The 24,614-nt window shown below is 64.7% G+C and carries 23 protein-coding genes and 1 pseudogene; 18 read left to right on the forward strand and 6 right to left on the reverse strand.

Features of this window, described 5'->3' with window-relative positions; all coding sequences use genetic code 11:
- Position 1 precedes the first annotated feature (1 nt).
- The 16 genes from ACRYLT_RS11785 (at position 2) to ACRYLT_RS11860 (ending at position 15,730) form a co-directional block, all read left to right on the forward strand.
- On the forward strand, positions 2-664 hold the full coding sequence (locus ACRYLT_RS11785) for an NADH-quinone oxidoreductase subunit C (RefSeq protein ID WP_482664288.1): 663 nt from the start codon (positions 2-4) through the stop codon (positions 662-664).
- Positions 661-1,914, forward strand: a complete 1,254-nt coding sequence (locus ACRYLT_RS11790) for an NADH-quinone oxidoreductase subunit D (protein ID WP_482664289.1) — start codon at positions 661-663, stop codon at positions 1,912-1,914. Before ACRYLT_RS11785 ends, ACRYLT_RS11790 begins: the two co-directional genes overlap by 4 nt.
- The gene (locus ACRYLT_RS11795) at positions 1,911-2,279 is read left to right on the forward strand and encodes a cupin domain-containing protein (protein WP_482664290.1); all 369 of its coding nucleotides are present in this window, start codon (positions 1,911-1,913) and stop codon (positions 2,277-2,279) included. Before ACRYLT_RS11790 ends, ACRYLT_RS11795 begins: the two co-directional genes overlap by 4 nt.
- Entirely contained in the window at positions 2,279-2,944 is a 666-nt protein-coding gene (gene nuoE, locus ACRYLT_RS11800; RefSeq protein WP_482664291.1) for an NADH-quinone oxidoreductase subunit NuoE, read from the forward strand. Before ACRYLT_RS11795 ends, nuoE begins: the two co-directional genes overlap by 1 nt.
- Complete coding sequence (locus ACRYLT_RS11805; protein ID WP_482664292.1) at positions 2,941-3,300, forward strand: hypothetical protein; 360 nt, start codon at positions 2,941-2,943, stop codon at positions 3,298-3,300. Before nuoE ends, ACRYLT_RS11805 begins: the two co-directional genes overlap by 4 nt.
- Entirely contained in the window at positions 3,293-4,585 is a 1,293-nt protein-coding gene (gene nuoF / locus ACRYLT_RS11810; RefSeq protein WP_482664293.1) for an NADH-quinone oxidoreductase subunit NuoF, read from the forward strand. Before ACRYLT_RS11805 ends, nuoF begins: the two co-directional genes overlap by 8 nt.
- Complete coding sequence (gene nuoG, locus ACRYLT_RS11815; RefSeq protein WP_482664294.1) at positions 4,585-6,606, forward strand: NADH-quinone oxidoreductase subunit NuoG; 2,022 nt, start codon at positions 4,585-4,587, stop codon at positions 6,604-6,606. The genes nuoF and nuoG overlap by 1 nt, the downstream gene beginning before the upstream one ends.
- Positions 6,603-7,784: an NADH-quinone oxidoreductase subunit NuoH gene (gene nuoH, locus ACRYLT_RS11820; protein ID WP_482664295.1), complete on the forward strand. Its 1,182-nt coding sequence runs from the start codon at positions 6,603-6,605 to the stop codon at positions 7,782-7,784. Before nuoG ends, nuoH begins: the two co-directional genes overlap by 4 nt.
- Positions 7,781-8,269, forward strand: a complete 489-nt coding sequence (nuoI, locus tag ACRYLT_RS11825; RefSeq protein ID WP_482664296.1) for an NADH-quinone oxidoreductase subunit NuoI — start codon at positions 7,781-7,783, stop codon at positions 8,267-8,269. Before nuoH ends, nuoI begins: the two co-directional genes overlap by 4 nt.
- A 33-nt stretch (positions 8,270-8,302) precedes the next feature.
- Positions 8,303-8,911, forward strand: coding sequence for an NADH-quinone oxidoreductase subunit J (locus tag ACRYLT_RS11830; protein ID WP_482664297.1), 609 nt, complete (start codon positions 8,303-8,305; stop codon positions 8,909-8,911).
- Between the two features lie 28 nt (positions 8,912-8,939).
- Complete coding sequence (nuoK, locus tag ACRYLT_RS11835) at positions 8,940-9,245, forward strand: NADH-quinone oxidoreductase subunit NuoK (RefSeq protein ID WP_482664298.1); 306 nt, start codon at positions 8,940-8,942, stop codon at positions 9,243-9,245.
- A gap of 1 nt (position 9,246) precedes the next feature.
- Positions 9,247-11,316, forward strand: coding sequence for an NADH-quinone oxidoreductase subunit L (nuoL, locus tag ACRYLT_RS11840; RefSeq protein WP_482664299.1), 2,070 nt, complete (start codon positions 9,247-9,249; stop codon positions 11,314-11,316).
- On the forward strand, positions 11,313-12,854 hold the full coding sequence (locus ACRYLT_RS11845; protein ID WP_482664300.1) for an NADH-quinone oxidoreductase subunit M: 1,542 nt from the start codon (positions 11,313-11,315) through the stop codon (positions 12,852-12,854). The genes nuoL and ACRYLT_RS11845 overlap by 4 nt, the downstream gene beginning before the upstream one ends.
- A complete protein-coding gene (gene nuoN / locus ACRYLT_RS11850; protein ID WP_482664301.1) occupies positions 12,854-14,302 on the forward strand; it encodes an NADH-quinone oxidoreductase subunit NuoN in 1,449 nt (482 codons plus the stop codon). Before ACRYLT_RS11845 ends, nuoN begins: the two co-directional genes overlap by 1 nt.
- Positions 14,299-14,982 (forward strand): biotin--[acetyl-CoA-carboxylase] ligase, encoded by a 684-nt coding sequence (locus ACRYLT_RS11855; protein ID WP_482665436.1) that lies wholly within the window; start codon positions 14,299-14,301, stop codon positions 14,980-14,982. The genes nuoN and ACRYLT_RS11855 overlap by 4 nt, the downstream gene beginning before the upstream one ends.
- Positions 14,983-15,055: 73 nt before the next feature.
- Positions 15,056-15,730, forward strand: coding sequence for a DUF1028 domain-containing protein (locus tag ACRYLT_RS11860; RefSeq protein WP_482664302.1), 675 nt, complete (start codon positions 15,056-15,058; stop codon positions 15,728-15,730).
- A gap of 164 nt (positions 15,731-15,894) precedes the next feature.
- On the opposite strand, the gene ACRYLT_RS11865 is transcribed toward ACRYLT_RS11860, so the two are convergent.
- The 4 genes from ACRYLT_RS11865 to ACRYLT_RS11880 are packed head-to-tail and all read right to left on the reverse strand — an operon-like array spanning position 15,895 to position 20,086.
- A complete protein-coding gene (locus ACRYLT_RS11865) occupies positions 15,895-16,185 on the reverse strand; it encodes a hypothetical protein (RefSeq protein ID WP_482664303.1) in 291 nt (96 codons plus the stop codon).
- Between the two features lies 1 nt (position 16,186).
- On the reverse strand, positions 16,187-18,724 hold the full coding sequence (locus ACRYLT_RS11870; RefSeq protein ID WP_482664304.1) for a cbb3-type cytochrome c oxidase subunit I: 2,538 nt from the start codon (positions 18,722-18,724) through the stop codon (positions 16,187-16,189).
- A complete protein-coding gene (coxB, locus tag ACRYLT_RS11875; protein ID WP_482664305.1) occupies positions 18,721-19,704 on the reverse strand; it encodes a cytochrome c oxidase subunit II in 984 nt (327 codons plus the stop codon). The genes ACRYLT_RS11870 and coxB overlap by 4 nt, the downstream gene beginning before the upstream one ends.
- The gene (locus ACRYLT_RS11880) at positions 19,667-20,086 is read right to left on the reverse strand and encodes a c-type cytochrome (protein ID WP_482664306.1); all 420 of its coding nucleotides are present in this window, start codon (positions 20,084-20,086) and stop codon (positions 19,667-19,669) included. Before ACRYLT_RS11880 ends, coxB begins: the two co-directional genes overlap by 38 nt.
- A 215-nt stretch (positions 20,087-20,301) precedes the next feature.
- On the opposite strand from ACRYLT_RS11880, the pseudogene ACRYLT_RS11885 reads away from it, so the two are divergent.
- A pseudogene (locus tag ACRYLT_RS11885) lies at positions 20,302-20,688 on the forward strand (c-type cytochrome); the annotation flags it as partial.
- A gap of 13 nt (positions 20,689-20,701) precedes the next feature.
- Here the strand turns inward: ACRYLT_RS11885 and ACRYLT_RS11890 are convergent.
- Both ACRYLT_RS11890 and ACRYLT_RS11895 read right to left on the reverse strand, forming a co-directional pair.
- On the reverse strand, positions 20,702-21,373 hold the full coding sequence (locus tag ACRYLT_RS11890; RefSeq protein WP_482664307.1) for a cytochrome b: 672 nt from the start codon (positions 21,371-21,373) through the stop codon (positions 20,702-20,704).
- Entirely contained in the window at positions 21,370-22,113 is a 744-nt protein-coding gene (locus ACRYLT_RS11895; protein ID WP_482664308.1) for a cytochrome c oxidase assembly protein, read from the reverse strand. The genes ACRYLT_RS11890 and ACRYLT_RS11895 overlap by 4 nt, the downstream gene beginning before the upstream one ends.
- An 82-nt stretch (positions 22,114-22,195) precedes the next feature.
- Here ACRYLT_RS11895 and ACRYLT_RS11900 point away from each other — a divergent pair, with 82 nt between their 5' ends.
- Positions 22,196-24,610, forward strand: a complete 2,415-nt coding sequence (locus ACRYLT_RS11900) for a membrane-bound PQQ-dependent dehydrogenase, glucose/quinate/shikimate family (RefSeq protein WP_482665437.1) — start codon at positions 22,196-22,198, stop codon at positions 24,608-24,610.
- Positions 24,611-24,614 lie beyond the last annotated feature (4 nt).

Consider the following 24,614-nt stretch of genomic DNA (forward strand, 5'->3'; position numbering starts at 1 on the left):
CATGAGCAGCACCGCACCCCGGATACCGGCCCGCGAGGGCATCATCGAAGAGGTCAAGGCCGCGATCGGCGACGCCTTCCTTTCGGCCAAGGATGCCGTCGGCGAAGTGTCGATCGACGTCCGCCGCGAAAGCATCGCCGATGTCATCCGAACCCTGCGCGACCGGTTCGAATACCAGCAGCTGATGGAGATTGCCGGCGTCGACTACCCTTCGCGCCCCGAGCGGTTCGATGTCGTTTACCATCTTCTGTCCGTCACGAAGAATCACCGGATCCGGATTCGCGTCACTACCGACGAGGAGAAGCCGGTGCCGACCGTCACCGGCATTTTCCCGGTCGCGAACTGGCTCGAGCGCGAAGTCTTCGACCTGTTCGGTGTGATCTTCGACGGCAATCCGGATCTTCGGCGGATTCTTACCGATTACGGCTTCCAGGGCTTCCCGTTCCGCAAGGATTTCCCGCTCACCGGCTATGTCGAGATGCGCTATTCCGAAGAGATGAAACGGGTCGTCTACGAACCCGTCAGCCTTCCGCAGGATTTCCGCAGCTTCGATTTCCTCAGCCCGTGGGAAGGCGCCGAATATATCATGCCGGGAGATGAAAAGGCGCAACCCGCGGCGCCCGGAGCGCCGACTCCGCTCAAGGCTGACGAGATCAAGAAATGAGCGAAATCGCCCCTTCGCCCGAATCCGCTGCACCGGCCGACGAGGAGACCCAGGTCGCCCGTACCGGCGGAACCCAGTCGGACATCGCTAACTACACGATCAATTTCGGTCCCCAGCATCCGGCCGCGCACGGCGTTCTTCGGCTCGTCCTCGAGTTGGACGGAGAGATCATCGAGCGGGTGGATCCTCATGTCGGCCTGCTTCATCGCGGCACCGAAAAGCTCTGCGAATACAAGACCTACCTTCAAGCGCTGCCCTATTTCGACCGGCTCGATTATTGCTCGCCGATGTGCATGGAGCACAGCTACGTGCTCGCCGTCGAGAAGCTGCTGGGCATCGAAGTGCCGCTGCGCGCCCAGTATCTGCGGGTCTTCTTCGCCGAGCTTACCCGCATCAAGAACCACCTGTTGAACCTCGGCAGCCACGTCATGGACGTGGGCGCGATGACTCCGAACCTTTGGCTGTTCGAGCTTCGCGAAGACTGCATGAACTTCTACGAGCGGGCGTCCGGGGCGCGCATGCACGCCGCCTATTTCCGTCCTGGCGGAGTCCACCAGGACGTTCCGTTGAAGCTTCTGACCGACATCGGCGACTGGCTCGACACGCGACTGCCGCGCCTGTTCGAAGATGCGATCAGTCTCGTTGCGGACAACCGCATCTTCAAGCAGCGCAACGTCGACATCGCGACCGTTTCGAAGGAGGACGCGCTTGCCTGGGGCTTCTCCGGTCCGATGATCCGCGCCGCCGGGATCCCCTGGGACATTCGCAAGTCGCAACCCTACGACGTCTATGATCGGATGGATTTCGACATACCGGTCGGGACTCGTGGCGACTGCTACGATCGCTTCCTGGTTCGGGTCGAGGAGGTCCGCCAGTCCGCGCGAATTATGAAGCAGTGCCTCAACGAAATGCCGGAAGGGCCAATCGCTTCGCTGGACCGAAAGGTCGTGCCGCCGAAGCGGGCCGAGATGAAGCAGTCGATGGAAGCCCTGATCCATCACTTCAAGCTCTACACCGAGGGCTTCCACGTTCCCGCGGGCGAGGTCTATGTCGCCACCGAAAGCCCGAAGGGCGAGTTCGGCGTCTATCTGGTCAGCGACGGAACCAACAAGCCCTACCGGGTGAAGATCCGTCCGACCGGCTTTTCCCACCTCCAGGCGATGGATTTCATGGCGAAGGGGCACATGCTGGCGGACGTCACCGCCATCCTCGGCGCCATCGACATCGTTTTCGGGGAGGTGGATCGGTGAACGCGTTCGGCCCCATCAATATCGGCGAGAAGCTCGCCAGCTTCTCCGATCACTGGAACCCTCGGGTCATCGGCCGCTACAATGGCAACGAGATCAGGGTGGCCAAGGTGGACGGCGAGTTCACCTGGCATTCGCACGCCGAGACGGATGAGCTGTTCCTCGTCATTTCCGGTGATTTCGGCATCGAGTTTCGCGACGGCCTGGTGAAGCTCGCGCCGGGCGATATGATCGTCGTGCCGAAGGGTACCGAGCACAAGCCGGTCGCCAATGGCGAGTGCCAGATCCTGATGCTCGACCGGGAAGGCGAGCCGAATACCGGCGCCAATCCCTCCGAATATACCCGAACCACGCTCGAGGCGATCTGATGGCTGAAGCAGCACGCATGCCCGCCACTGAGGAGGTCCGCGCCCGCTGGGGTTCGTTCGCCTTCACGCCCGAGAACGAGGCCGAGGCGAAGGTGATCGTCGGCCGCTATCCGCCCGGCCGCCAGCACAGCGCGGTCATTCCGCTACTCGATCTCGCCCAGCGCCAGGTCGGGGCGGAGACCAACACCCAGGGCTGGCTGCCGATCCCGGTGATCGAATATGTCGCCGCCTATCTGGAGATGCCCTACATCCGCGCCTACGAGGTCGCGACCTTCTACACCATGTTCAACCTGGCGCCGGTCGGCCGCTACCATGTCCAGGTGTGCGGAACGACGCCCTGCATGCTTCGCGGCTCGGACGACCTGTTCGCCGCCTGCAAGGCGAAGGGTCTGAAGAAGGGTCACACCACCGACGATGGCCTGTTCACTCTGTCCGAAGTCGAGTGCCTCGGCGCCTGCGCCAACGCGCCGATGGTCCAGATCAACGACGACAATTTCGAGGACCTGACCTTCGACAGCATGACGGCGGTTCTCGAGGCGCTTGCCCGCGGCGAGGCGCCTCGGCCCGGTCCGCAGGTCGACCGGCAGACCAGCTGTCCGGAAGGCGGGCCGACGACCTTGCCCGAGATGGTCGGCGAGAATTTCGACTATAGGAGCCGCTGGTGAGAAGGAGTGCAGGCCTTGCCCTTTTGCTCCTTGCCGCGTGCGGCGAGGGCGGTGGCGAGTCCAACAATCAGGCGGCCGCGGCTCCAGCCAAGGCGCCGGCGGCCGAAGGCGATGTCGGCACCGCTCAGCGGCTGGTGCGTGAGCAGCTCGGCAATCCGCAGGGACTGACCTTCGCCAATCCGCGCCGTTCGATCAGCGAGGGCGTCACGATCATTTGCGGCGACTATGCGCAGGGCGGAAACCGCCACCGCTATATCGTCGTCGGCGGCGAGGAGGTTTTCGTGGAGCCGGGAATGGGGCCCGGCGAGATGGACCGCGCCTTTACCGAATTCTGCGGAGACGGCGAGCGTGCTTGAGGACAAGGACCGCATCTTCACCAACGTCTACGGGTTCCAGCCCTGGAACCTGAAGTCGGCGCAGCAGCGTGGCGACTGGGACGACACCCGGGCGCTGATGGCGCGCGGCCAGGACGCGATCATCGACGAGATCAAGGCGTCGGGACTGCGCGGCCGCGGCGGCGCCGGCTTCCCGACGGGCATGAAGTGGAGCTTCATGCCCAAGGAGCCGACCCCCGGCCGACCCAACTTTCTCGTCATCAATGCCGACGAATCCGAGCCTGGCAGCTGCAAGGACCGCGAAATCATCCGGCACGATCCGCACAAGCTGATCGAAGGAGCCCTGATCGCCGGCTATGCGATGCGCGCCCGCGCCGGCTACATCTATATTCGCGGCGAGTTCATCCGCGAGGCGGAGACCCTGCAGGCGGCGGTTCAGGAGGCCTATGATGCGGGCCTTCTCGGCAAGAATGCCGCCAAGTCCGGCTACGATTTCGATCTGTTCGTCCATCGCGGCGCCGGCGCCTATATTTGCGGCGAAGAAACGGCGATGCTCGAAAGCCTGGAAGGCAAGAAGGGCATGCCGCGCCTGAAGCCGCCTTTCCCGGCCGGAGCGGGCCTGTACGGCTGTCCGACCACGGTCAACAACGTCGAATCGATCGCGGTTGTCCCGACCATCCTGCGTCGCGGTGCGGCCTGGTTCGCAAGCTTCGGTCGGCCGAAGAACGAAGGCACCAAGCTTTTCCAGATTTCCGGCCATGTGAACCGGCCCTGCGTCGTCGAGGAGTCGATGTCGGTGCCGTTCCGGGAGCTGATCGAGCGCCATGCCGGCGGCATTCGCGGCGGCTGGGGCAATCTCCTTGCCGTCATCCCCGGCGGCTCCTCGGTGCCCTTGGTGCCGGCCGAGCAGATCATCGACGCGCCGATGGACTTCGATGGTCTGAAGGATCTCGGATCGGGCCTGGGCACCGCCGCCGTCATCGTCATGGACAGGTCCACCGACGTGGTGAAGGCGATCAGCCGCATCTCCTACTTCTACAAGCATGAAAGCTGCGGCCAGTGCACGCCCTGCCGCGAGGGCACGGGCTGGATGTGGCGGGTGATGGAACGGCTCGTCCAGGGCAATGCCGAGATTCACGAGATCGACACGCTCTGGGACGTCACCAAGCAGGTCGAAGGCCACACCATCTGCGCTTTGGGCGATGCCGCCGCCTGGCCGATCCAGGGCCTGATCCGGCACTATCGCCCCGAGCTGGAGCGGCGGATCAGGGAACGTCACGGCCACACGCTGGAGGCTGCCGAATAATGCCCAAGGTCAAAGTCGACGGCGTCGAGATCGAAGTCCCGCAGGGAGCGACGGTGCTCCAGGCGTGCGAGCTCGCGGGCAAGGAGATTCCGCGCTTCTGCTATCATGAGCGGCTCGCCATTGCCGGCAACTGCCGGATGTGCCTGGTCGAGGTGAAGCCGGGGCCGCCGAAGCCCCAGGCTTCGTGCGCTTTGCCGACCAGCGAAGGCCAGGAAATCCTCACCATGACTCCGGCGGTCAAGAAGGCCCGCGAAGGCGTGATGGAGTTCCTGCTGATCAATCACCCGCTCGATTGCCCGATCTGCGACCAGGGCGGCGAATGCGACCTGCAGGACCAGGCCATGGCCTATGGCCGCGGCCACAATCGCTACGACGAGAACAAGCGGGCCGTTTCCGAGAAATATATGGGTCCGGTCGTCAAGACCTTCATGACCCGCTGCATCCATTGCACCCGCTGCGTCCGCTTCATGCAGCAGGTTGCCGGAGTGGAAGAGATCGGCGCGATCAATCGCGGCGAGAATATGGAGATCACCTCCTATCTCGAAGAGGCGCTTCACAGCGAACTTTCCGGCAACGTCGTCGATCTCTGCCCGGTCGGCGCCCTGGTATCGAAGCCCTACAGTTTCGAGGCTCGCCCCTGGGAACTGCGCAAGGTTCCCGGAATCGACGTGATGGACGGCGTCGGCACCAATGTGCGCTTCGATTCCCGGCAGCGGGAGGTGATGCGGGCGCTCCCCCGGCTCAACGAGGACGTCAACGAGGAGTGGGCGCATGACAAGACCCGCCACGCCGTGGATGGGCTCCTGCGCAACCGGCTGGACCGGCCTTGGGTCAGGCGCGACGGCAAGCTCCAGCAGGCGAGCTGGAACGAGGCCTTCGCGGCCATTGCCGATGTCGCGAAGTCGGCAGGGGCAAGTGTCGCGGCCGTCGCCGGTGACCTGCTCGACGTCGAGACGATGTATGCGGCCAAGGCTCTGCTGGCGTCGCTCGGGTCGGACCTGATCGAAGGGCGTCAGACCGGCCTTTCCTACGACACGTCCAGTCTCGCGGCCGTGAATTTCAACTCGACCATTGCCGGTATGGAGACGGCCGACGTCGTCCTTCTCGTCGGTAGCAATCCCCGCTGGGAAGCATCGCTCGTCAACACCCGCATCCGCAAGGCGGTGAAGGCCGGCGCGAAGGTGTTCGCGATCGGACCGGAGGTGGACCTCACCTATCCGGTCGAATGGCTCGGCAACGATCTGTCGCTTCTCGCCGACCTCCCCCGGGCCGTGACCGACGCCTTTGCCGGAGCGGCGCGGCCGGCGGTGATCGTCGGCGCCGGCGCGCTCAAGGTGCCCGGAGCCCAGGCGGCGAGCCTCGCCCTGATCGGTCCGCTGAACCTGATCAGGGAGGGGTGGAACGGCTACAACGTCCTTCATACCGCGGCGGCACGAATGGGCGGGCTGATGCTCGGCTATGCTCAGGCTGGCGGAATGGCGGCCGTGGCCGAACGGGCGCCGAAGCTGCTCTTCCTGCTGGGCGCGGACGAGGCGGACCTCTCGCCCTTCGCCGGAAGCTTCAAGGTCTATGTCGGCCATCATGGCGATCGCGGCGCTCATGCCGCGGACGTGATCCTTCCGGCGGCCGCCTACACCGAGAAGCATGGCATCTACGTCAATCTCGAAGGGCGGGTGCAATTCTCGGAAAAGGCGGTCGACCCGCCCGGCGATGCCCGCGAGGACTGGGCGATCCTTCGCGCCCTGTCGGACGTGCTGGGGCGGCCGCTGCCGTTCAACAGCTTCCATGAGCTTCGCGAGGCGCTGTTCCGCGACCATCCGGATTTCGGCCGACCTGGCCTCGCCAGCTTCGCCTGGAGCGCGCCAACACTTGAGACGGTGGCGTTCGCCAGGGGCACGGAGATCGCCTATCCGATCCAGGATTTCTATCTGACCAACCCGATCGCCCGCTCGTCGCCGACCCTTCAGCGCTGCTCGGCCGAGATCCTCCACGGGCAGGATTATGCGGAGGCGGCGGAATGACCGAGTGGTTCCAGGCACAGCTCGGATTCGGGTTCGGCTGGTTCCTCGCCACGCTGATCCTGATCCTGATGATTGCATTGCCGCTGATGCTCGCGGTGGCGATGATCATCTATGCCGACCGCAAGATCTGGGCGGCGATGGCGCTCCGCCGCGGCCCCAACGTGGTCGGGCCGTTCGGGCTGCTGCAGAGCTTCGCCGACGGGCTGAAGGTCTTCCTCAAGGAAACGATCATCCCGTCGGGGGCCAATCGCGGCCTGTTCATCATTGCCCCGATCATCACCTTCACCGTGGCCCTGATCGCCTGGGCAGTGATTCCGTTCGGCGAGGGCATGGTGCTCGCCGACATCAATGTCGGCCTGCTCTACCTGCTCGCCGTCTCGTCGCTGGGCGTCTACGGAATCATCATTGCAGGCTGGGCTTCCAACTCGAAATATCCCTTTTACAGCGCCTTGCGGGCCGCGGCTCAGATGGTGTCCTACGAAGTCTCGATCGGCTTCGTGCTGATTCCCGTGATCCTCTGGGCGGGCACGTTCAACCTGTCCGGGATCATCGAGGCTCAGCGCGGCCATATCTTCGGCGTGATCAACGGCTTCGGCTTCAACCCGCTGCTACTGCCGATGGCGGTCATCTTCCTGATTTCCGCCATGGCCGAGACGGCCCGCGCGCCGTTCGACCTCACCGAGGCGGAAAGCGAACTCGTCGCCGGTTACCAGACCGAATATAGCTCGATGAGCTTCGCGCTCTTCTGGCTCGGCGAATATGGCAACGTCCTGCTGATGTGCGGAATGAATGCGGTGCTCTTCTGGGGCGGTTGGCTCCCGCCGATCGACTGGGAACCGCTTTATGCGGTTCCCGGGATCATCTGGTTCTTCGGCAAGATCTTCATCTTCTTCTTCATCTTCTCCTGGGTGAAGGCCACCGTCCCGCGCTTCCGCTACGACCAGCTGATGCGGCTGGGCTGGAAAATCTTCCTTCCCATCTCCCTGCTCTGGGTGTTCCTGGTGTCGGGATACCTGATGCTGACCCGCTATGACTGCCCGGCAAACGAGCGGCTAGTCGCCTCGAGCTATACTGCGGATGGACGTACCTATTCCGTCGATCGCGACAGTCAGATGGGCGTCTGCGCCTCCGACATCGGCCTGTCTCCAACTTCTCCAAATCGGGATGTGCGTCCGTGAGCAGCATCGCCCACTTCATCAGATCCTATACTCTCTGGGAGTTTCTGAAGGCCCATTGGCTGACCTTGAAATATTTCTTCAAGCCCAAGGCGACGATCAACTATCCCTACGAGAAGAATCCGATCTCGCCGCGGTTCCGGGGCGAGCACGCCCTTCGCCGCTATCCCAACGGCGAGGAGCGCTGCATCGCCTGCAAGCTGTGCGAGGCGGTCTGCCCGGCGCTTGCGATCACGATCGAGGCCGAGCCGCGCGAGGACGGCAGCCGCCGGACGACCCGCTACGACATCGACATGACCAAGTGCATCTATTGCGGGCTCTGCCAGGAGGCCTGCCCGGTCGATGCGATCGTCGAAGGTCCGAACATGGATTTCTCCACCGAAACGCGGGAGGAGCTGATCTACGACAAGGCGAAGCTTCTCGAAAATGGCGACAAGTGGGAGCGGGCGCTCGCCGCGAACCTTGCCGCCGATGCCCCCTATCGCTAAGCGCCCCCCAACCTCAGGCATTCGACCGAGACCGTGATCCAAACTATCGTCTTCTACCTGTTCGCGACCCTCGTCATCGCCTCCGGCGTGATGACGATCGGTGCGCGCAACCCGGTTCACTCGGTGCTCTGGCTCATTCTCGCTTTCTTCAACGCGGCGGGCCTGTTCCTTCTGATCGGGGCCGAGTTTCTCGCCTTCCTCCTCGTCATCGTCTATGTCGGCGCCGTCGCCGTCCTTTTCCTGTTCGTGGTCATGATGCTCGACGTCGATTTCGCCGAGCTCCGGGCGGGAATCGCCCGTTACTGGCCGCTCGGCTTCCTGCTGGCGCTCGTGCTTCTTGCTGAAATCGGCATGGCGGTGCTCGCCTGGAATGCGGGCGGAATCGAGATCGCGCAGAGCGGGGCCCCGGCTGACGATCGGCCGAACATCGAAGCGCTCGGCGGGCTGCTCTACACCCGCTATCTCTTCATTTTCGAAGCGGCGGGCTTCGTCCTCCTCGTCGCCATGGTCGGCGCCATCGTCCTGACGCGGCGCAAGCGATCGGATGTCCGGCCGCAAAATGTCGGCCGCCAGGTTCGCCGCCGGCCGGAAGAGGCCGTGCGCCTGGCGCAGCCGGAATCGGGGCAGGGGGTAGAGCTATGATCGGGCGCTGCTCGAAGGAATTCCGGTCATGATCGGATTGGGACATTATCTGGCCGTCGGCGCGGTGCTGTTCGTGCTCGGCGTGTTCGGCATCTTCCTCAATCGGAAGAACGTGATCGTCATCCTGATGGCGATCGAGCTGATCCTGCTCGCCGTGAACATCAACCTGGTCGCCTTCTCCGCCTTCCTCGGCGACATGGTCGGGCAGGTCTTCGCCATGTTCGTGCTGACCGTCGCGGCGGCCGAAGCGGCGATCGGCCTTGCCATTCTGGTCATCTACTTCCGCAACCGCGGCACCATCGCCGTCGACGACATCAACCAGATGCGGGGCTGAGATGGTCCAGACGATCGTTTTCCTTCCCCTGCTGGCGGCGATCATTGCGGGGCTCGGCAACCGCATGATCGGCAACAGGGCGGCAAAGCTGGTCACCACCGGCGCCTTGTTCGTGTCGATGATCCTGTCCTGGCCAATCTTCCTGGGCTTCATGGCAGGCACGGAGCAGTCGCAGCTCTACCCGGTCCTGGACTGGATTCATTCGGGCGACCTGCGCGTCGACTGGGCGCTTCGAGTCGATGCCCTGACCGCGGTGATGCTCGTCGTCGTGACCAGCGTGTCGGCGCTCGTCCACCTCTACAGCTGGGGCTATATGGCGGAGGATCCTTCGCAGCCCCGCTTCTTCGCCTATCTGTCGCTGTTCACCTTCGCGATGCTGATGCTGGTGACGGCCGACAATCTCGTCCAGATGTTCTTCGGCTGGGAAGGGGTCGGTCTCGCCTCCTACCTGCTGATCGGCTTCTGGTACCACAAGCCTTCCGCCAATGCGGCGGCAATGAAGGCGTTCGTCGTCAACCGGGTCGGCGATTTCGGCTTCTCGCTCGGTATCTTCGGAACCTTCCTGGTTTTCGGAACCATTTCGATCCCGGCCATCCTCGAGGCGGCGCCAGGAATGGCCGGTTCGACGATCGGTTTCCTCGGCGGTCGGGTCGATACGATGACCCTGCTCTGCATCCTCCTGTTCATCGGAGCGATGGGCAAGTCGGCGCAGCTTGGCCTGCACACCTGGCTTCCCGACGCCATGGAGGGCCCGACTCCGGTCTCCGCCCTGATCCATGCCGCGACGATGGTTACCGCGGGCGTGTTCATGGTGTGCCGCCTTTCGCCGATGTTCGAGACCAGCGACACGGCGCTGGCCGTGGTCACGGTCGTCGGTGCGGCCACCGCTCTGTTCGCGGCCACCGTCGGCACGGTTCAGAACGACATCAAGCGGGTGATCGCCTATTCGACCTGCTCCCAGCTGGGCTACATGTTCTTCGCGGCGGGTGTGGGCGCTTATGGCGCAGCCATGTTCCACCTCTTCACCCACGCCTTCTTCAAGGCACTTCTGTTCCTCGGCGCCGGAAGCGTGATCCATGCCATGCACCACGAACAGGACATGCGCTTCTATGGCGCCCTCCGGCGCGAGATCCCGCTCACCTTCTGGGCGATGACGATCGGAACGCTCGCCATCACCGGCGTCGGGATCATCCAGGTTGCAGGCATTCCGAGCTTCGGCTTCGCCGGCTTCTTCTCCAAGGACGCGATCATCGAAAGCGCCTTTGCAAGCGGAACCACGGTCGGCGGACTGGCCTTCGCCGTCGGCATCTTCGCTGCCTTGCTGACCAGCTTCTACAGCTGGAGGCTCGTCTTCCTCACCTTCTTCGGCAAGCCGCGCTGGGCGCAGTCCGAGCATATCCAGCATGCGCTCCACGACCACGGCCATCATGACGATCCCGCGGCCGAGGATTCGGGGCACGACACCCGCCCGCACGAGGCGTCGCCGCGGCAGGTCGCGGAAGGGACGGGCGGCTACCATCCGCACGAAAGCCCCTGGACGATGCTCGTGCCGCTCGGCCTGCTCTCGATCGGTGCGGTCTTCGCCGGCATGGTTTTCCACCACGCCTTCATCGACGTCGAGGAGGGCGCTCACTTCTGGGCCGGAAGCATCGCCTTCGACGAACATCTGATGCATGCGATCCACGAGGTTCCGCTGTGGGTAAAGCTGTCGCCGGCGGCGGCAATGATCATCGGGCTTGCGATCGCCTGGAGCGCCTATATTCGCGACCCGTTGCTTCCGGGCCGGTTCACCGCCCATGCCGGGCTGCTCCACCGCTTCCTCTACAACAAATGGTTCTTCGACGAGCTGTACAACGTGATCTTCGTACGCCCCTCGATCCTCCTCGGCCGGATCTTCTGGAAGCGGGGCGATGAAGGCACGATCGACCGTTTCGGTCCGGACGGAGCCGCCGCGGCCGTCCTCGCCGGAACCCGGGTCACGGCCCGGATTCAGACCGGCTATCTCTATACCTACGCGCTGGTGATGCTTCTCGGCATCGCCGCCGCCACGACCTGGGCAATGGCGCAGTGAACGGCTTTCCCATCCTATCGGCGCTTCTCGCCTTGCCTCTGCTCGGAGCGCTCGCCTGTCTTCTGACCGGTGCCAACGGCGCACGCTGGATCGCGCTTCTCACCACCCTTGCCACCCTGGCTCTGACCCTGGGATTGTGGGCGGCCTATCAGGTCGGCGGACCGCAATGGCAGTTCGTCGAGAATGTGCCTCTCTTCGGTCGCTGGTTCTCCTGGGCGCTCGGCATCGATGGCATCGCTCTGATGCTGATCGTGCTTACCGCCTTCCTGATGCCGGTCTGCATCGCCGCATCCTGGGAATCGATCGACCGGCGCGTTCCCGAATATATGGCCTCCTTCCTGCTGATGGAGACGCTGATGCTCGGCGTCTTCATGGCGCAGGACATCTTCCTCTTCTACATCATGTTCGAGGCCGGCCTTATCCCGATGTATCTGATCATCGGCATCTGGGGCGGTCAGGACCGCATCTATGCGGCCTACAAGTTCTTTCTCTACACGCTGCTCGGCTCAGTGCTGATGCTGATCGCGATGCTGTGGATGGTGAACTATGCCGGCACCACCAGCATCCCGGTCCTCCTCAATACCGACTTCCCTGCGCAGGCGCAGACCTGGCTCTGGCTCGCTTTCTTCGCCAGCTTCGCTGTGAAGATGCCGATGTGGCCGGTCCATACCTGGCTTCCTGCCGCTCACGTCCAGGCGCCCACGGCGGGCTCGGTGATCCTTGCCGGCGTGCTCCTCAAGATGGGCGGCTACGGATTCGTTCGCTTCTCTCTGCCGATGTTTCCGGAAGCCTCGGCCCAGCTGGTCTGGATCGTCTTCGGTCTGTCGATGGTGGCCGTGGTCTACACCTCGCTGGTGGCCCTGGTTCAGCAGGACATGAAGAAGCTGATCGCCTATTCCTCCGTCGCCCATATGGCGTTCGTGACGATCGGCCTGTTTGCGTTCAATCGGCAGGGGATTGAGGGCGGGCTCCTCGTCATGCTCAGCCACGGCCTCGTTTCGGGCGCGCTCTTCCTTTGCGTCGGCGTCGTCTACGACCGGCTTCATACCCGCGACATCGACCGTTATGGCGGTCTCTCCAACAACATGCCGGGCTTTGCCTTGGTGTTCCTGCTGTTCACCATGGGCGCGGTCGCGCTTCCCGGAACGAGCGGGTTCGTCGGCGAATTCCTCGCTCTTGTCGGCGCCTATCAGGCGAACAGCTGGGTCGCGGCGGTCGCGACGACGGGAATCATCCTCGGCGCCGCTTATATGCTCTGGCTCTATTGGCGGGTTGCGTTCGGAACTGCGAACAGCCCCGAAGCGGCCGCGCTTCCGGACCTCAACAAGCGTGAATGGGCGATGATGGCTCCGATCGCCGCCGCCGTCCTGTGGATGGGTATCTATCCCGAAAGTTTCCTCGCACCGATGCGCCAGGACGTCTCGGTGCTGCTCGCCCGGATCGAGCGCGCCGCCCCGCCGGGCGATTCACAGCTGACGGCCGGAACGCCGCGACCTGCCGAAGAAGCGCACGAGGCCGGAGCGGAGGCGCACCACTAATGGCTAACGACTTTCTCTTGATCCTTCCGGAGGTGATCATCGGCCTCGGCGCTCTGGCGCTGATGATGGCTGCGGCCTGGGCCGGCGATCGCTCGGGGCCGGTGCTGACCTGGCTGTCCGTAATCGTCCTAGCCATCGCTTCGCTGTTCATGCCCGGAGTGGCGGATTCGGGCGGCTCGGCCTTTGACGGCCTGTTCGTCGCCGACCGTTTCGCCGCCTTCTCGAAGATCATCATCTTCCTCGGCGCGGCGGTTTCGATGCTTGCCGCCATGGGCTGGTTCGGACGGGATCGCGACTTCCGCGCCGAATATCCGGTGCTGATCCTCTTCTCGACGCTCGGCATGTCCGTCATGGTCTCGGCGAGCGATCTGCTCACCCTCTATGTCGGGCTCGAGCTTCAAAGCCTTGCCGCCTATGTCCTCGCCTCCTTCCAGCGCACCGATACGCGCTCGGCCGAGGCCGGCCTCAAATATTTCGTTCTCGGAGCGCTCGCCTCCGGTATCCTGCTCTACGGTATCTCGCTGCTTTACGGCTTCACCGGGACCACCCAGTTCGACGGGATCGCGACGGCGCTCGCGCACGGCCAGGAGGGGGCTCACGCTCCCACCGGCATCTTGCTCGGCATCGTGTTCGTGCTCGCCGGCCTCGCCTTCAAGATTTCGGCGGTTCCGTTCCACATGTGGACTCCGGACGTCTATGAAGGCGCGCCGACGCCGGTCACCGCCTTCTTCGCATCGGCCCCGAAGGTCGCGGCGATGGCGTTGCTCGTTCGGGTCGCCATCGAAGGGATGGGTCCCGCGCTCGAATCCTGGCGCCAGATCGTCATCTTCATGGCCCTGGCCTCCACTGTGCTCGGCGGCGTCGCCGCGATCGGTCAGCGCAACATCAAGCGCCTGCTTGCCTATAGCTCGATCAACAATGTCGGCTTTGCCCTGGTCGGCCTCGCGGCCGGAAGCCAGGAAGGCGTCGCGTCCGTCCTGTTCTACATGACGATCTACGTCGCAATGACTCTCGGTACCTTCCTCGTCGTGCTGAGAATGCGCGACGCGGACGACCGCCCGGTCGAAACGATCGCGTCGCTTTCAGGCCTTTCGCGCACACGGCCGTGGCTCGCCTTCGGCATGTTCATCTTCATGTTCAGCCTTGCCGGTATTCCGCCCTTTCTGGGCTTCTGGCCGAAATTCGCGGTGTTCAACGCGGCGGTTCAGGTGGATCTCGCCTGGCTCGCGGCGGTCGCCATCGCGACCTCGGTGATCAGCGCCTATTATTACCTCATGATCGTCAAGGTCATGTATTTCGACGAGCCCGGACCTGCATATGCGCCCAGCCGGGAGCCGGTGACCGCTTCCTTGCTCGTCGCCGCTGCCCTGTTCGTGTCGCCGATCGGCATGCTCATCTTGGGGCCGCTGGATCGGGCGACGCTCGCGGCGGCGTCGGCATTGTTCTGATCCGCACTGTCGCTGTCACCGGTTCGACCAACGACGATCTCGCCGCGCTTGCCCGGTCGGGCGCTGCCGAGGGCAGCTGGCTCCGGGCCGAACGGCAGACCGGCGGCAAGGGGCGGCAGGGCAGGGCCTGGCTCTCCCCGGCGGGCAATCTCTACGCCAGCACGATCGTTCGGCTGCGGGACGGGGATCCGCCCGCGCCGACCCTCGCGCTGGTTGCGGCGGTCGCTTTGCACGAGATTGCCGCTCTCCATTCACCCGCCGTCCAAATCAAATGGCCCAACGACCTGCTGTCCGACGGCGCCAAGCTCGCCGGCATACTTCTGGAAAGGCAGGGTGAGGCGGTGATCATCGGCTTCGGGGTCAACCTCACCCATCATCCGGACTCGATCGATCGGCCCGCCACCAGCCTTGCCGCGCAGGGCGGAACCGCTCCCGACCCGGGCGTCTTCCTCGAGGCCCTTGCCGACAGCTTTGCCCGCTGGCTCCAGCGCTGGCGAAGCGAGGGGCTGCCCCCGGTCCGCCGCCACTGGCTGGCTGCCGCCCATCCGGTCGGAACGGCTTTGAAGACTACCGAAGGCGAAGGTCTGTTCGACGGCCTCGACGATACAGGCGCGCTTCGGTTGCGCCTGGCCGACGGCACCTCGCGCACCATCCACGCCGGTGACGTCTTCCTGCTCTGAAAGGCTGACCCGTTAGCCCGAGTTTGGATCGAAGCTCCGCGGAGCAGGTTTAGTCGGGTGTCGGAGCCGTTCCATGACCTTCTCGATTATCGCCCGCTGTCCCGATAGCGGCCAGTTCGGCGTCGCCGCCGCCACCGCGATTCCGGCCGTCGGAAAGCTTCTCACTCATGCCGAGGGTGGAGTCGGCGCGGTGGCCACTCAGGCGCGGCTCAATCCCTATCTCGGGATCGACGGCATCCATCTTCTTCGCCAGGGGCGCTCCGCCCGCGAAGTCCGTGACATCCTCGCCGCCCAGGATCCCTGTGCGGAAACCCGGCAGTTTGCGGTGATCGATCGAGAGGGGGGGACGGCAGCCTGGACTGGGGCGGATTGCATCGGCTGGGCCGGCGACTGTGCCGAGCGGGGTTTCTCCGTCCAGGGAAACCGGCTTGCCGGCAGCCACGTGATCGAGGCGATCGCCCGCTGCTTCGAGAAGAGTCGAGGCAAGCCGCTCGACGAACGCCTGATGGAAGCGCTGGAAGCCGGAGATCGCGCCGGCGGCGACTGGAAAGGGGAGCGATCGGCGACGATCTATATCGTCGAGCGCGAGGAATATCCGCTTTGGGACATCCGGGTCGATGCCCATCCGAACCCGTTCCGCGAGTTGCGTCGGCTGCACGACATATTCGCGCGTGAGCTGGTGCCGGAAATCCGGAACATGCCGACCCGGGCCAACCCCGCCGGGCGATCGGAAGAACATGACGCCTAGCTGGACAGCAGTGCGCCGGCCTTCATCCGCGACCATGGCTTACCCGCCGTCAAGCGAACCGCCAGCGCTTCGGGGCTTGCAAGCCTAAGTCGAACGAACCTTCAATCCTTCATTGCCCATCTCACAGCTCGATGCGGGCTCGTCCAGCGACGCTCTCACCCAGGTCAGATCAGCAAGGCGGGCAGGCCCTGCCAGAGAATGGCGACGCAGGCCGCCGCTCCCGAAAGGGCCGCGATATAGTGGGTCCAGGCGCCGAACCGGTCCGGATCGCCGGCACGGCCGCGCCAGCCGGTTCGGGCCAGCCAGGCCGCGCCGGCCAGACAAAGGAGGGTGGCGGCTGCTGCGATCAGGCGGGCCGCCGTGGAGGTTTCGAAGATGCTGGCCGCGCCGTAGAGGATGAAGAAATGCGCCGCCCACAGAAGCAGGCCGCCAAGCATATAGGCCCAGGCCCGCATCTCAGCCGCCTCCGGGTATCAGACGAGTCAGCAGCGCCGCGGCCAGGCCCTGAACCGCCGTGTAGACGATGAAGAGGACGACGAGGTCGAACGTGTTGCTGCCCGGTCGGGTGATCAGCCCGCGCGCGTTGCGTGCCGCCAAGTAGAGCCCCATGATGGTGGCGGTCGCCGTCAGCACGCCTTGCAGCGACAGGAAGGCGTGAACCGTGGCACCCTGACCGCTGACCTCGCCGGTAAGGCCGTGCGCGCGCCAGCTCCACAGGTCGAATGCATAGGTCGCGATCAATGAAGCCAGGCCGAGAAGTGCGGTCGTTGGGGGACTCCACAAGGTCGTTCCCGGCCGGGCGAGCAGCCATCGTCCCAGCATCGCCAGCCCAGCTGCGGCCACATAGCCGCCCACGATCGGCAGCAGCCACAGAGTGTCGGGTCCGGGCTGCCAGAACTCCGGGTGGACGCCGTAGAGATAGAAAAAGCTGAAAACGCTCATCAGGAAAATCATGCCGATGACGATCAGCAGGATCACCATCGCCCACCAGCCATGGGTGCGCGGGCCGGTGACGTAGGTGGGAAGCATGATCCCGGCGCCGACATCCACTTCCTTCTGAGTGACCGGATGGTCGGTCTCCCACAGCCAGCGAAGCACCGCCAGAATGGCGAGCACGCCGCTCGCGACACCGGGCCAGTAGGCCTGGATGGTGAGATTGAGGAAGAATCCGGCTGTAAATACCGCGGCCAGGAGCGGCCACACGGATGGTCCGGGCATGATCTGCAGATATTCGGGCTCGGCGCGAAGCGGACTGGTGATCAGAGTCTCGCGCCGACCAGTGGCCGATCGGGGAAGGAAGTAACGGCCCTGCTCGACATCTTCCGAAAGCTTGGGATCGTCCCAGAGCGGGTAGCGGCTCTTCACCACCGGGATGGAGCGGGTGGAGTAGAGGCCGGTGGGAAGCCATTCCAGAGTGCCGCCGCCATAGACGTTGCCGGCATCGCGATGGACGGTGAAGCGGAAGTTGCGGGCAAGGTCGAGAAGGAAGATGAGGACTCCCGCCGCGAACAGGAAGGCGCCGACCGTGGAGATCATGTTGGTCACCTCCCAGTCCCTTCCCGGCAGGTAGGTATAGACCCGCCGCGGCATTCCCATCAGTCCGGTGAGGTGCATCGGCAGGAAGATGACCTGCATGCCCGAAAACATCAGCCAGAAGGTCCATTTGCCGAGCCGCTCCGAAAGCGGCCGCCGGCTGGTCATGCCCATCCAGTAATAGAAGGTCGCGAACAGCGGAAACACCATTCCGCCGATCAGCACGTAATGGAGATGGGCGACGATGAAGTGGGTGTCGTGGACCTGCCAATTGAACGGCACCATGGCGACCATCACGCCGGTGAGGCCGCCGATCACGAAGGTGAACAGGCCCCCCAGGACGAACAAGGTAGGAGTGTTGAAGATCGGGCGTCCGGCGGCGAAGGTCGCGATCCAGGAGAAGACCTGGATTCCGGCCGGAACGCTCACCGCCATGCTCGCCGCCGAAAAAAATCCGACGGAAAGCGCGGGCATTCCGGTTGCGAACATATGATGGGACCAGACACCGAAGCTGATGAAGCCGGTGGCGAGAAAGGCGAGAACGATAAGGTCGTGCCCGATCAGCCGGGTTCGGGCGAGCGCCGGAACCATCATCGAGACCAGCGCCGCGGCTGGAAGGAAGATGATGTAGACTTCGGGGTGGCCGAAGAACCAGAAGAGGTGCTGCCAGAGCAGGGGATCGCCGCCGCGGGTGGGATCGAAAAAGGGCCAGTTGAGCGCCCGCTCCAGCTCGAGCAGCAGGGTGCCCAGGATCACCGCCGGAAAGGCGATCACGATCATCACCGCAAAGACCAGCATCCCCCAGGCGAAGATCGGCATTCGGGCCAGGGTCATTCCCGGCGCCCGCGTACGCAAGACGCCGACGATGATCTCGACCGCTCCGGCAATGGCGGAAATTTCGATGAAGCCGATGCCCAGCAGCCAGAAATCGGCGTTGATTCCGGGCGAGTAGTTCAGGCTGGTGAGCGGCGGGTACATGAACCATCCACCGTTCGGCGCCAAGCCAAAGAAGATTGACGCGAAGAAGCTCAGGCCTCCGACGAAATAGGCCCAGAAGGCGTAAGCGGACAGGCGAGGGAAGGGCAGGTCGCGCGCTGCCAGCATCTGCGGCAACAACAGCACGCCGAGCGCCTCCACCGCGGGCACGGCGAACAGGAACATCATCAATGTGCCGTGCATCGTGAAGAACTGGTTGTAGGTTTCCTGCGGCAATATTCCCTGCAGCGGGAGCGCCAGCTGCACCCGCATCACCAGCGCCAGTACGCCTGCGAGAAGGAAGAAGAGGAAGGCTGCCGACACGTACCAGATGCCGACATAATTGTTGTTGACGGCGGTCAGCCGGGCGATCCCGGTTGGCGCAAACCAGATGCGCTCCAACTCTTGCACCTCGTCCGCCGGGCGCTTCTCCTCTGTCGGAAAGCGCTCATAGAGCTCGGGGTCGAACCCGGTTTCCGACGTCACCTTTGCGCCTCGAGATAATCAGTAAGCGCTCGAAGATCCTCGGCGCTGAGTCCCGGATAGGGCGGCATCCGATTGCCCGGCTTGATCGCTTGGCTGTTGGCGATCCAGCCGGCCAATGTGCCGCGATTGTTGGGCAGGATCCCGGCGCCGAGGGTTCGCCGCGAGCCTACGTGGGTAAGATCGGGTCCCGCCAGGCCGTTGGCGCCGGTTCCAGCGATTCTGTGACAGGCGGCACAGCCGGCCGCCTGGAAAGTTTCGGCCCCACGTCCGGTCTGACCGCTGGCGCCGGCGACAGCGGTCCGCTGTCGCCGCTCCGCCAGCAGCGCGGCGAACCGCTCGGGCGGGTGGGCGACGACGACGAAGCCCATCAAGGCGTGGGGACCGCCGCAATATTCGGCGCACTGGCCGCCGAAGACCCCCGGCTCGTCCGCCTGGATCCGCATGATGTTGGTGCGCCCGGGAATCATGTCGAGCTTGCCCGAAAGGCGCGGCACCCAGAAACTGTGGATCACGTCGGCGGAACGGAGCTCCAGTACCACCGGCTGCCCGGTCGGGATGTGAAGCTCGTTTGCGTCGTGGAGAATCGCGCGCCCGGAGCCGTCGAGATAGTCGACCCGCCACCACCACATCTCGCCGGTCACGCGCACGCGCATCTCGTCGCCGCGCAAAGGGGCGGTGAGATTGCCGGTGAGCGACAGCCCGTAGACGAGCAGCCCGGTCAGCACGACCAGCGGGAAGGCGACTCCGCCGGTCCAGATCAGCCAGCGTCCGCTGAGCTTGCGCTGGCGCTCCTCGCTTCCTTTCAGCGCCACCCACAAGGCGGCGACCACCACTGCCAGAACGATCGCGCCGATGGCGAACAGGAGCCAGCTGACCAGCGCCACCGATCCCGCATAGGGGCCCGCCGGATCGAGAATCGGCGGCGGCCAGCCGGCGAGGGCGTCACCGATCGCCGAGTGTATAGAGATAGGCTGCCGCATCGCGCGCCTCCTCCTCCGTCAAGGGCATGGCAGGCATTCCGGTCCCGGGGACGAGGCTCGGAGCGTCGCGAAGAAAGGGTGCCAGAACGTCCGGCCGGTTCGGCAGCCGTCCCGCGATCAGGGTCTGCCGGGCGAATTCGTCCAGCGCCGGTCCGACCTCGCCCTTGGGCCAGACACGGGGAATGGAATGACAGGCGCCGCACCCGACCCGTTCGATGGCCGCCCGGCCTCTCTCAGGGCTGCTCCGAGGCATGTCATGTCGAACGTCGGGCGGCGGCTTGCAGGCCGCCAGGCTGATCAGCGGCGTCACAGCGGCCAGGATCCGCGCCAGCAGCAATTTTCCCCCTTCGGTCTTCGGTGCGACGTTACAAGGCCGGAACATGATGGCCGGCAGAAGGTTCCCCGCCCATGCGGAGCAAGGGCATCGGAGCGGTGCAGAATGGGTTGTTGGCATCGGCCGCCTTGCTTCTGTCCGCCTGCTCAGCGGTTGAACGAACCTCGGCGGACCGCTTTCTTGCCTCCGGCGAGCTGATCGCGCTGAGCGGCGGCGACGCCGGTGCGGCATTTGCCTGCACCGCCTGCCACGGCCTCGACGGAATGGGCAACGGGGCCGGGGCGCCCCGGCTGGCCGGCCTCGAATTCGGTTATCTCGATCGGCAGATGGAGTCCTATGCCGCCGGTTTGCGGCAGCATCCGGAGATGGAACATGTGGCGCGCAAGCTCGAACCCGCGGAGCGTCAGCGAGTCTCCGCTTACTATGCCAATCTGCCTTTCACTCCCGCCGCAGACGTTCCGCAGCCGGCGCCAAGGCTCTGGACGAGCGGCGACCCGGAGCGAGGACTTCAGCCCTGCGCCGCCTGTCACGGGCTCCGCGGCGAGGGAGTGGGTCCGGCCAATCCGGCGCTCGGCAATCAGCCTGCGGCCTATCTCGCCGAGCAGCTTCACGCCTGGCGGCGAAGCACCCGCCGGAACGATCCCGGCAATGTCATGCTCGAGATCAGCCGACGGCTGACCCCGGCTGAGGTTTCGGCTCTCGCGGCTTATGCCGGTGCGCTCCCAGGGGGTCCGCCGCGTCCGGTATTTCCGGGAGCATTCCCCGAAGCACGTCGTGCCGATCCCAGAAATGATGTTTCAGGGCTGCGGCCACATGAAGCGGTACCGTGACGACGAGTACCCAGACGAGCAGGTTGTGGACATCTTCGGCTATGTCCATGATCGCCCAGCGTTGCTCCAAAGCGAGCTCGTCGAGCGGCAGCCGCGGCCAGGGCAGAACGCCCCCCAGATAAAGCGGCCCGGGCTCGGCATAGGCCGACCACATTGCCCAGCCGCTCAACGGCAAGCCGAAGAAGCAGATGTAGAAGACATAGTGGATCGCGTAGGCGATCAGAGTCTGAACACCCTGTTCGTCGGCATCATTGCGCGGCCCCGGAATCAGCAGCCGCCAGCCGAGCCGGCCGAGCGCGAGAAGAAGGATGGGGAGACCTGCCGCGCTGTGCACCTGGTAGGCAGCCAGCTTGTCGCCGCCCACTCCGATCAGGCCGGTGTAGAAGCCCCAGCCGAGCTGGAACAGAACCAGCGCCGCCATGACCCAGTGGAAGGCGATCCCGACCGGCGAATAGCGCCCTTCCTCGGTATGGGTCCGGGCCCAGGCGCGCAACTTTTCGATCATGCCGCGGCGGCTTCCCGAGGTTCGCTGACGAGACGGCGAAGCAGCAGCAGTCCGGCGGCGAGATAGGTCAGCGCTCCAGGCACCCACATGATCAGACCGGCGAGCTGCTGGTCCTCGAGCGGCGACAGTCCCCACGGCACGGTGGTCAGAGCGTGAGGCGCATAGATCGCCGCGGTGCTGAAGCTGAGCAAAGCGCCCAGCAGTCCCATTTGGACGGTGTAGGCGAGGAGCGCAGCAATCGCGGGGGACTCGGTCGATCGAAGCACGGCCGACCAGAAGCCGAACGCCGTTCCCGCCAGGCTCGCCTGCATCAGCCAGTAGAAGCCATCATTCGACAGCGCCGCGGCATAGAGGGGTGGTGCATGCCAGAGCCACAGAGTGAGGGCGCTGGCGGCGGTCCAGCCGGCGAGGCTGCCCGGCAGTCGAGCCGCCGGTCGCTTCCGCAGCGCCAGGGCCACCAGCGGCGCCAGGACAGCGGTCAGCAAGACGTGGTGGGCGCTTCTTGCGGCGAACAGGGCCGAGGTGAGTGCGCAGAAGGGCGAGACGAAAAGCAAGATGGCAATCGCCAGGCCGGCGAAAGCCAGAGCGCGCTCGCTGCGGTCGAGCCGTGTTCCAACCAGCGCGAGGCTGCAGGCCAGCAGCATTGCAAGGAGGATCGGATCGCCGTTCCAGCGGGAGAAGAGCGCCGCCGGCTCCGGCGCCGCACCGCAATAAGGTACCCACAGCGCAGCCGCGGACATGGTGCCTCCTTTCCCGTCCGTTTCGGAACCGATGCGGAGCGAGACGGTTCCGCAAGGAATTAACGGAGGACTGCCGATGGCCATGCCCCCCGCCGCCGATCCTTCTCCTGCGCCTCGGCGACGGCCTTCGCTGTACCTGATCCTGCTCGGTGGGCCTTACGCGCTGATCGGCCTTGTTCTGACGGCCGGAGGCGCCTGGCTCGCTCTTCTGGGAGGTTCGATCTACTATCTGCTTGCGGGTCTTGGGCTCCTGGCGGCGGGATACCTGCTGATCCGGGGTCGACCGCTTGGCGTCTGGATCTTCCTTCTCGTCTATCTTCTTACCTGGCCATGGGCGCTGTGGGAGGTCGGCCTGAATGACTGGGCGCTCGTGCCCAGGATCGTCGCTCCAACCGTTCTGCTCTTCCTGCTCCTGCTCGGACTACCGCTGCTGTTCCCACGGCGCTGGCGGTGGGCTTCGGCTTTCGCTGCTGCCGGCGGCACACTTGCTGCGCTTGCCCTATTCTTCTTTTTGATCGCCCAGACCGACCGGATGGAAGCCGGCGCGCCGCCGCCGCAGTTCGCCGCCGCAATGGCCGATCCTTCGCTCCGGTCGGCCGGCTCCGACTGGCCCGCTTATGGTGGGAGCCACGCCGCTCGCCGCTTTTCGCCGCTGGCGCAGATCACGGCTGAGAATGTGAGCGACCTGAGGCGGGTCTGGGTTTATCACACGCGCGATCTTCCCGCCGACATGGCGAACAACAAATATGGGGCAGAGACTACGCCTCTGAAGATCGGCAATTCGCTCTACCTCTGCTCGGCCACCAACGTTCTGATCGCGCTCGACGCCGCGACCGGGCAGGAGCGGTGGCGCTTCGATCCCCAGGTGTCCGACGAATGGATTCCTTACACGGCCGCCTGCCGGGGCGTCGCCTATCACGCCTCGACCGGAGCGGCACCGAGCGCGCTTTGCGGGGAGCGCATCATCGAAGGGACTTTGGACGGCCGGCTGATCGCCGTCGACGCCCGCACCGGACGGCCCTGTCCTGACTTCGGAGCGAACGGCCAGGTCGACATCAAGCGAGGCATGGGCCGGGTCTTCCCCGGCATGGTTTCGATGACTTCGCCGCCGACAATCGTTCGCGGGATCGTCGTCACCGGCCATCAGGTGCTGGACGGGCAGCGCAACGACGCCCCTTCCGGTGTGATCCAGGGTTTCGACGCGGTGACCGGCGAACGCCGCTGGGCCTGGGACATGATGAATCCGGGCTGGGGAGCAGACCCGCCGGCTGGCGAGACTTTTGCTCGCGGTACCCCCAACATGTGGACGATTGCCAGCGGCGACGAGCAGCTCGGGCTCGTCTACCTGCCGATGGGCAACAGCGCGGTCGACTATTGGAGCCGCGACCGCCGCCCTCCGGAGAACGAATATGCGACCTCGCTGGTGGCGCTCGACGTGACGACCGGGCGTCCGCGCTGGCATTTCCAGACGGTCTACAAGGACGTGTGGGACTATGATCTGGGAGGACAGGCGAGCCTGATCGACTTCCCGGCCGGAGCGGGGCGGGTTCCGGCGCTCGTGCTTCCGAGCAAGCAGGGCGACATCTACATTCTCGATCGACGCACCGGGCGGCCGATCTTCCCGGTCGAGCAGCGTCCAGCGCCGCAGGGCGGCGTCGAGCCGGAGCAGAGGACGCCCACTCAGCCTTTTTCAACTTTTCACACGCTCGCCTTTCCGGACCTTCGCGAGCGCGACATGTGGGGCATGTCGCCGATCGACCAGATGATCTGTCGGATTCAGTTCCGAAGGGCGGCTTATGAAGGCATGTACACACCGCCCACGGCCGACCGGCGCTGGATCCAGTATCCCGGCTACAACGGCGGCAACGACTGGGGCGGGATTGCCGTGGATCCAGTCCGCGGAATCATCATTGCAAACTATAACGACATGCCGAACTACAACCGGCTGGTGCCGCGTGCCGAAGCGAATGAGAGGGGCTGGGCGCCTCGGGACCAGGCACGGGGCGGCGATATGGGCGGCCATGAAGGCGCCGGCGATCCGCAGGTCGGTACCCCCTACGCCGTTGACGTCAATGCCGGCTGGCGGATGCCGGTGACCCAGCTGCTGTGCAAGCAGCCGCCTTATGGCGGAATTCGCGCCATCGACCTTCGAACCGGCCGGACGATCTGGGATCGGCCGCTCGGCAGCGCCCGGCGCAACGGCCCGTTCGGAATCCCGTCAATGTTGCCCTTCACCATCGGCACCCCCAACAATGGCGGTCCGGTGATCACCGCCGGCGGAATCGTCTTCATTGCGGCAACCACCGATAATCAGATCCGCGCCATCGACCTGCGCACGGGCCGAACGCTTTGGGAGGATGTGCTTCCGGCGGGAGGACAGGCCACGCCGATGACCTATGAAGTGAACGGCCGGCAATATCTGGTGATCATGGCCGGCGGCCACCATTTCATGGAAACGCCCGTTGGCGACGCGCTCGTCGCTTATGCCTTGCCCTAAACGG

This window comes from Sphingosinicella sp. SM1-17 (genome assembly GCF_056821765.1).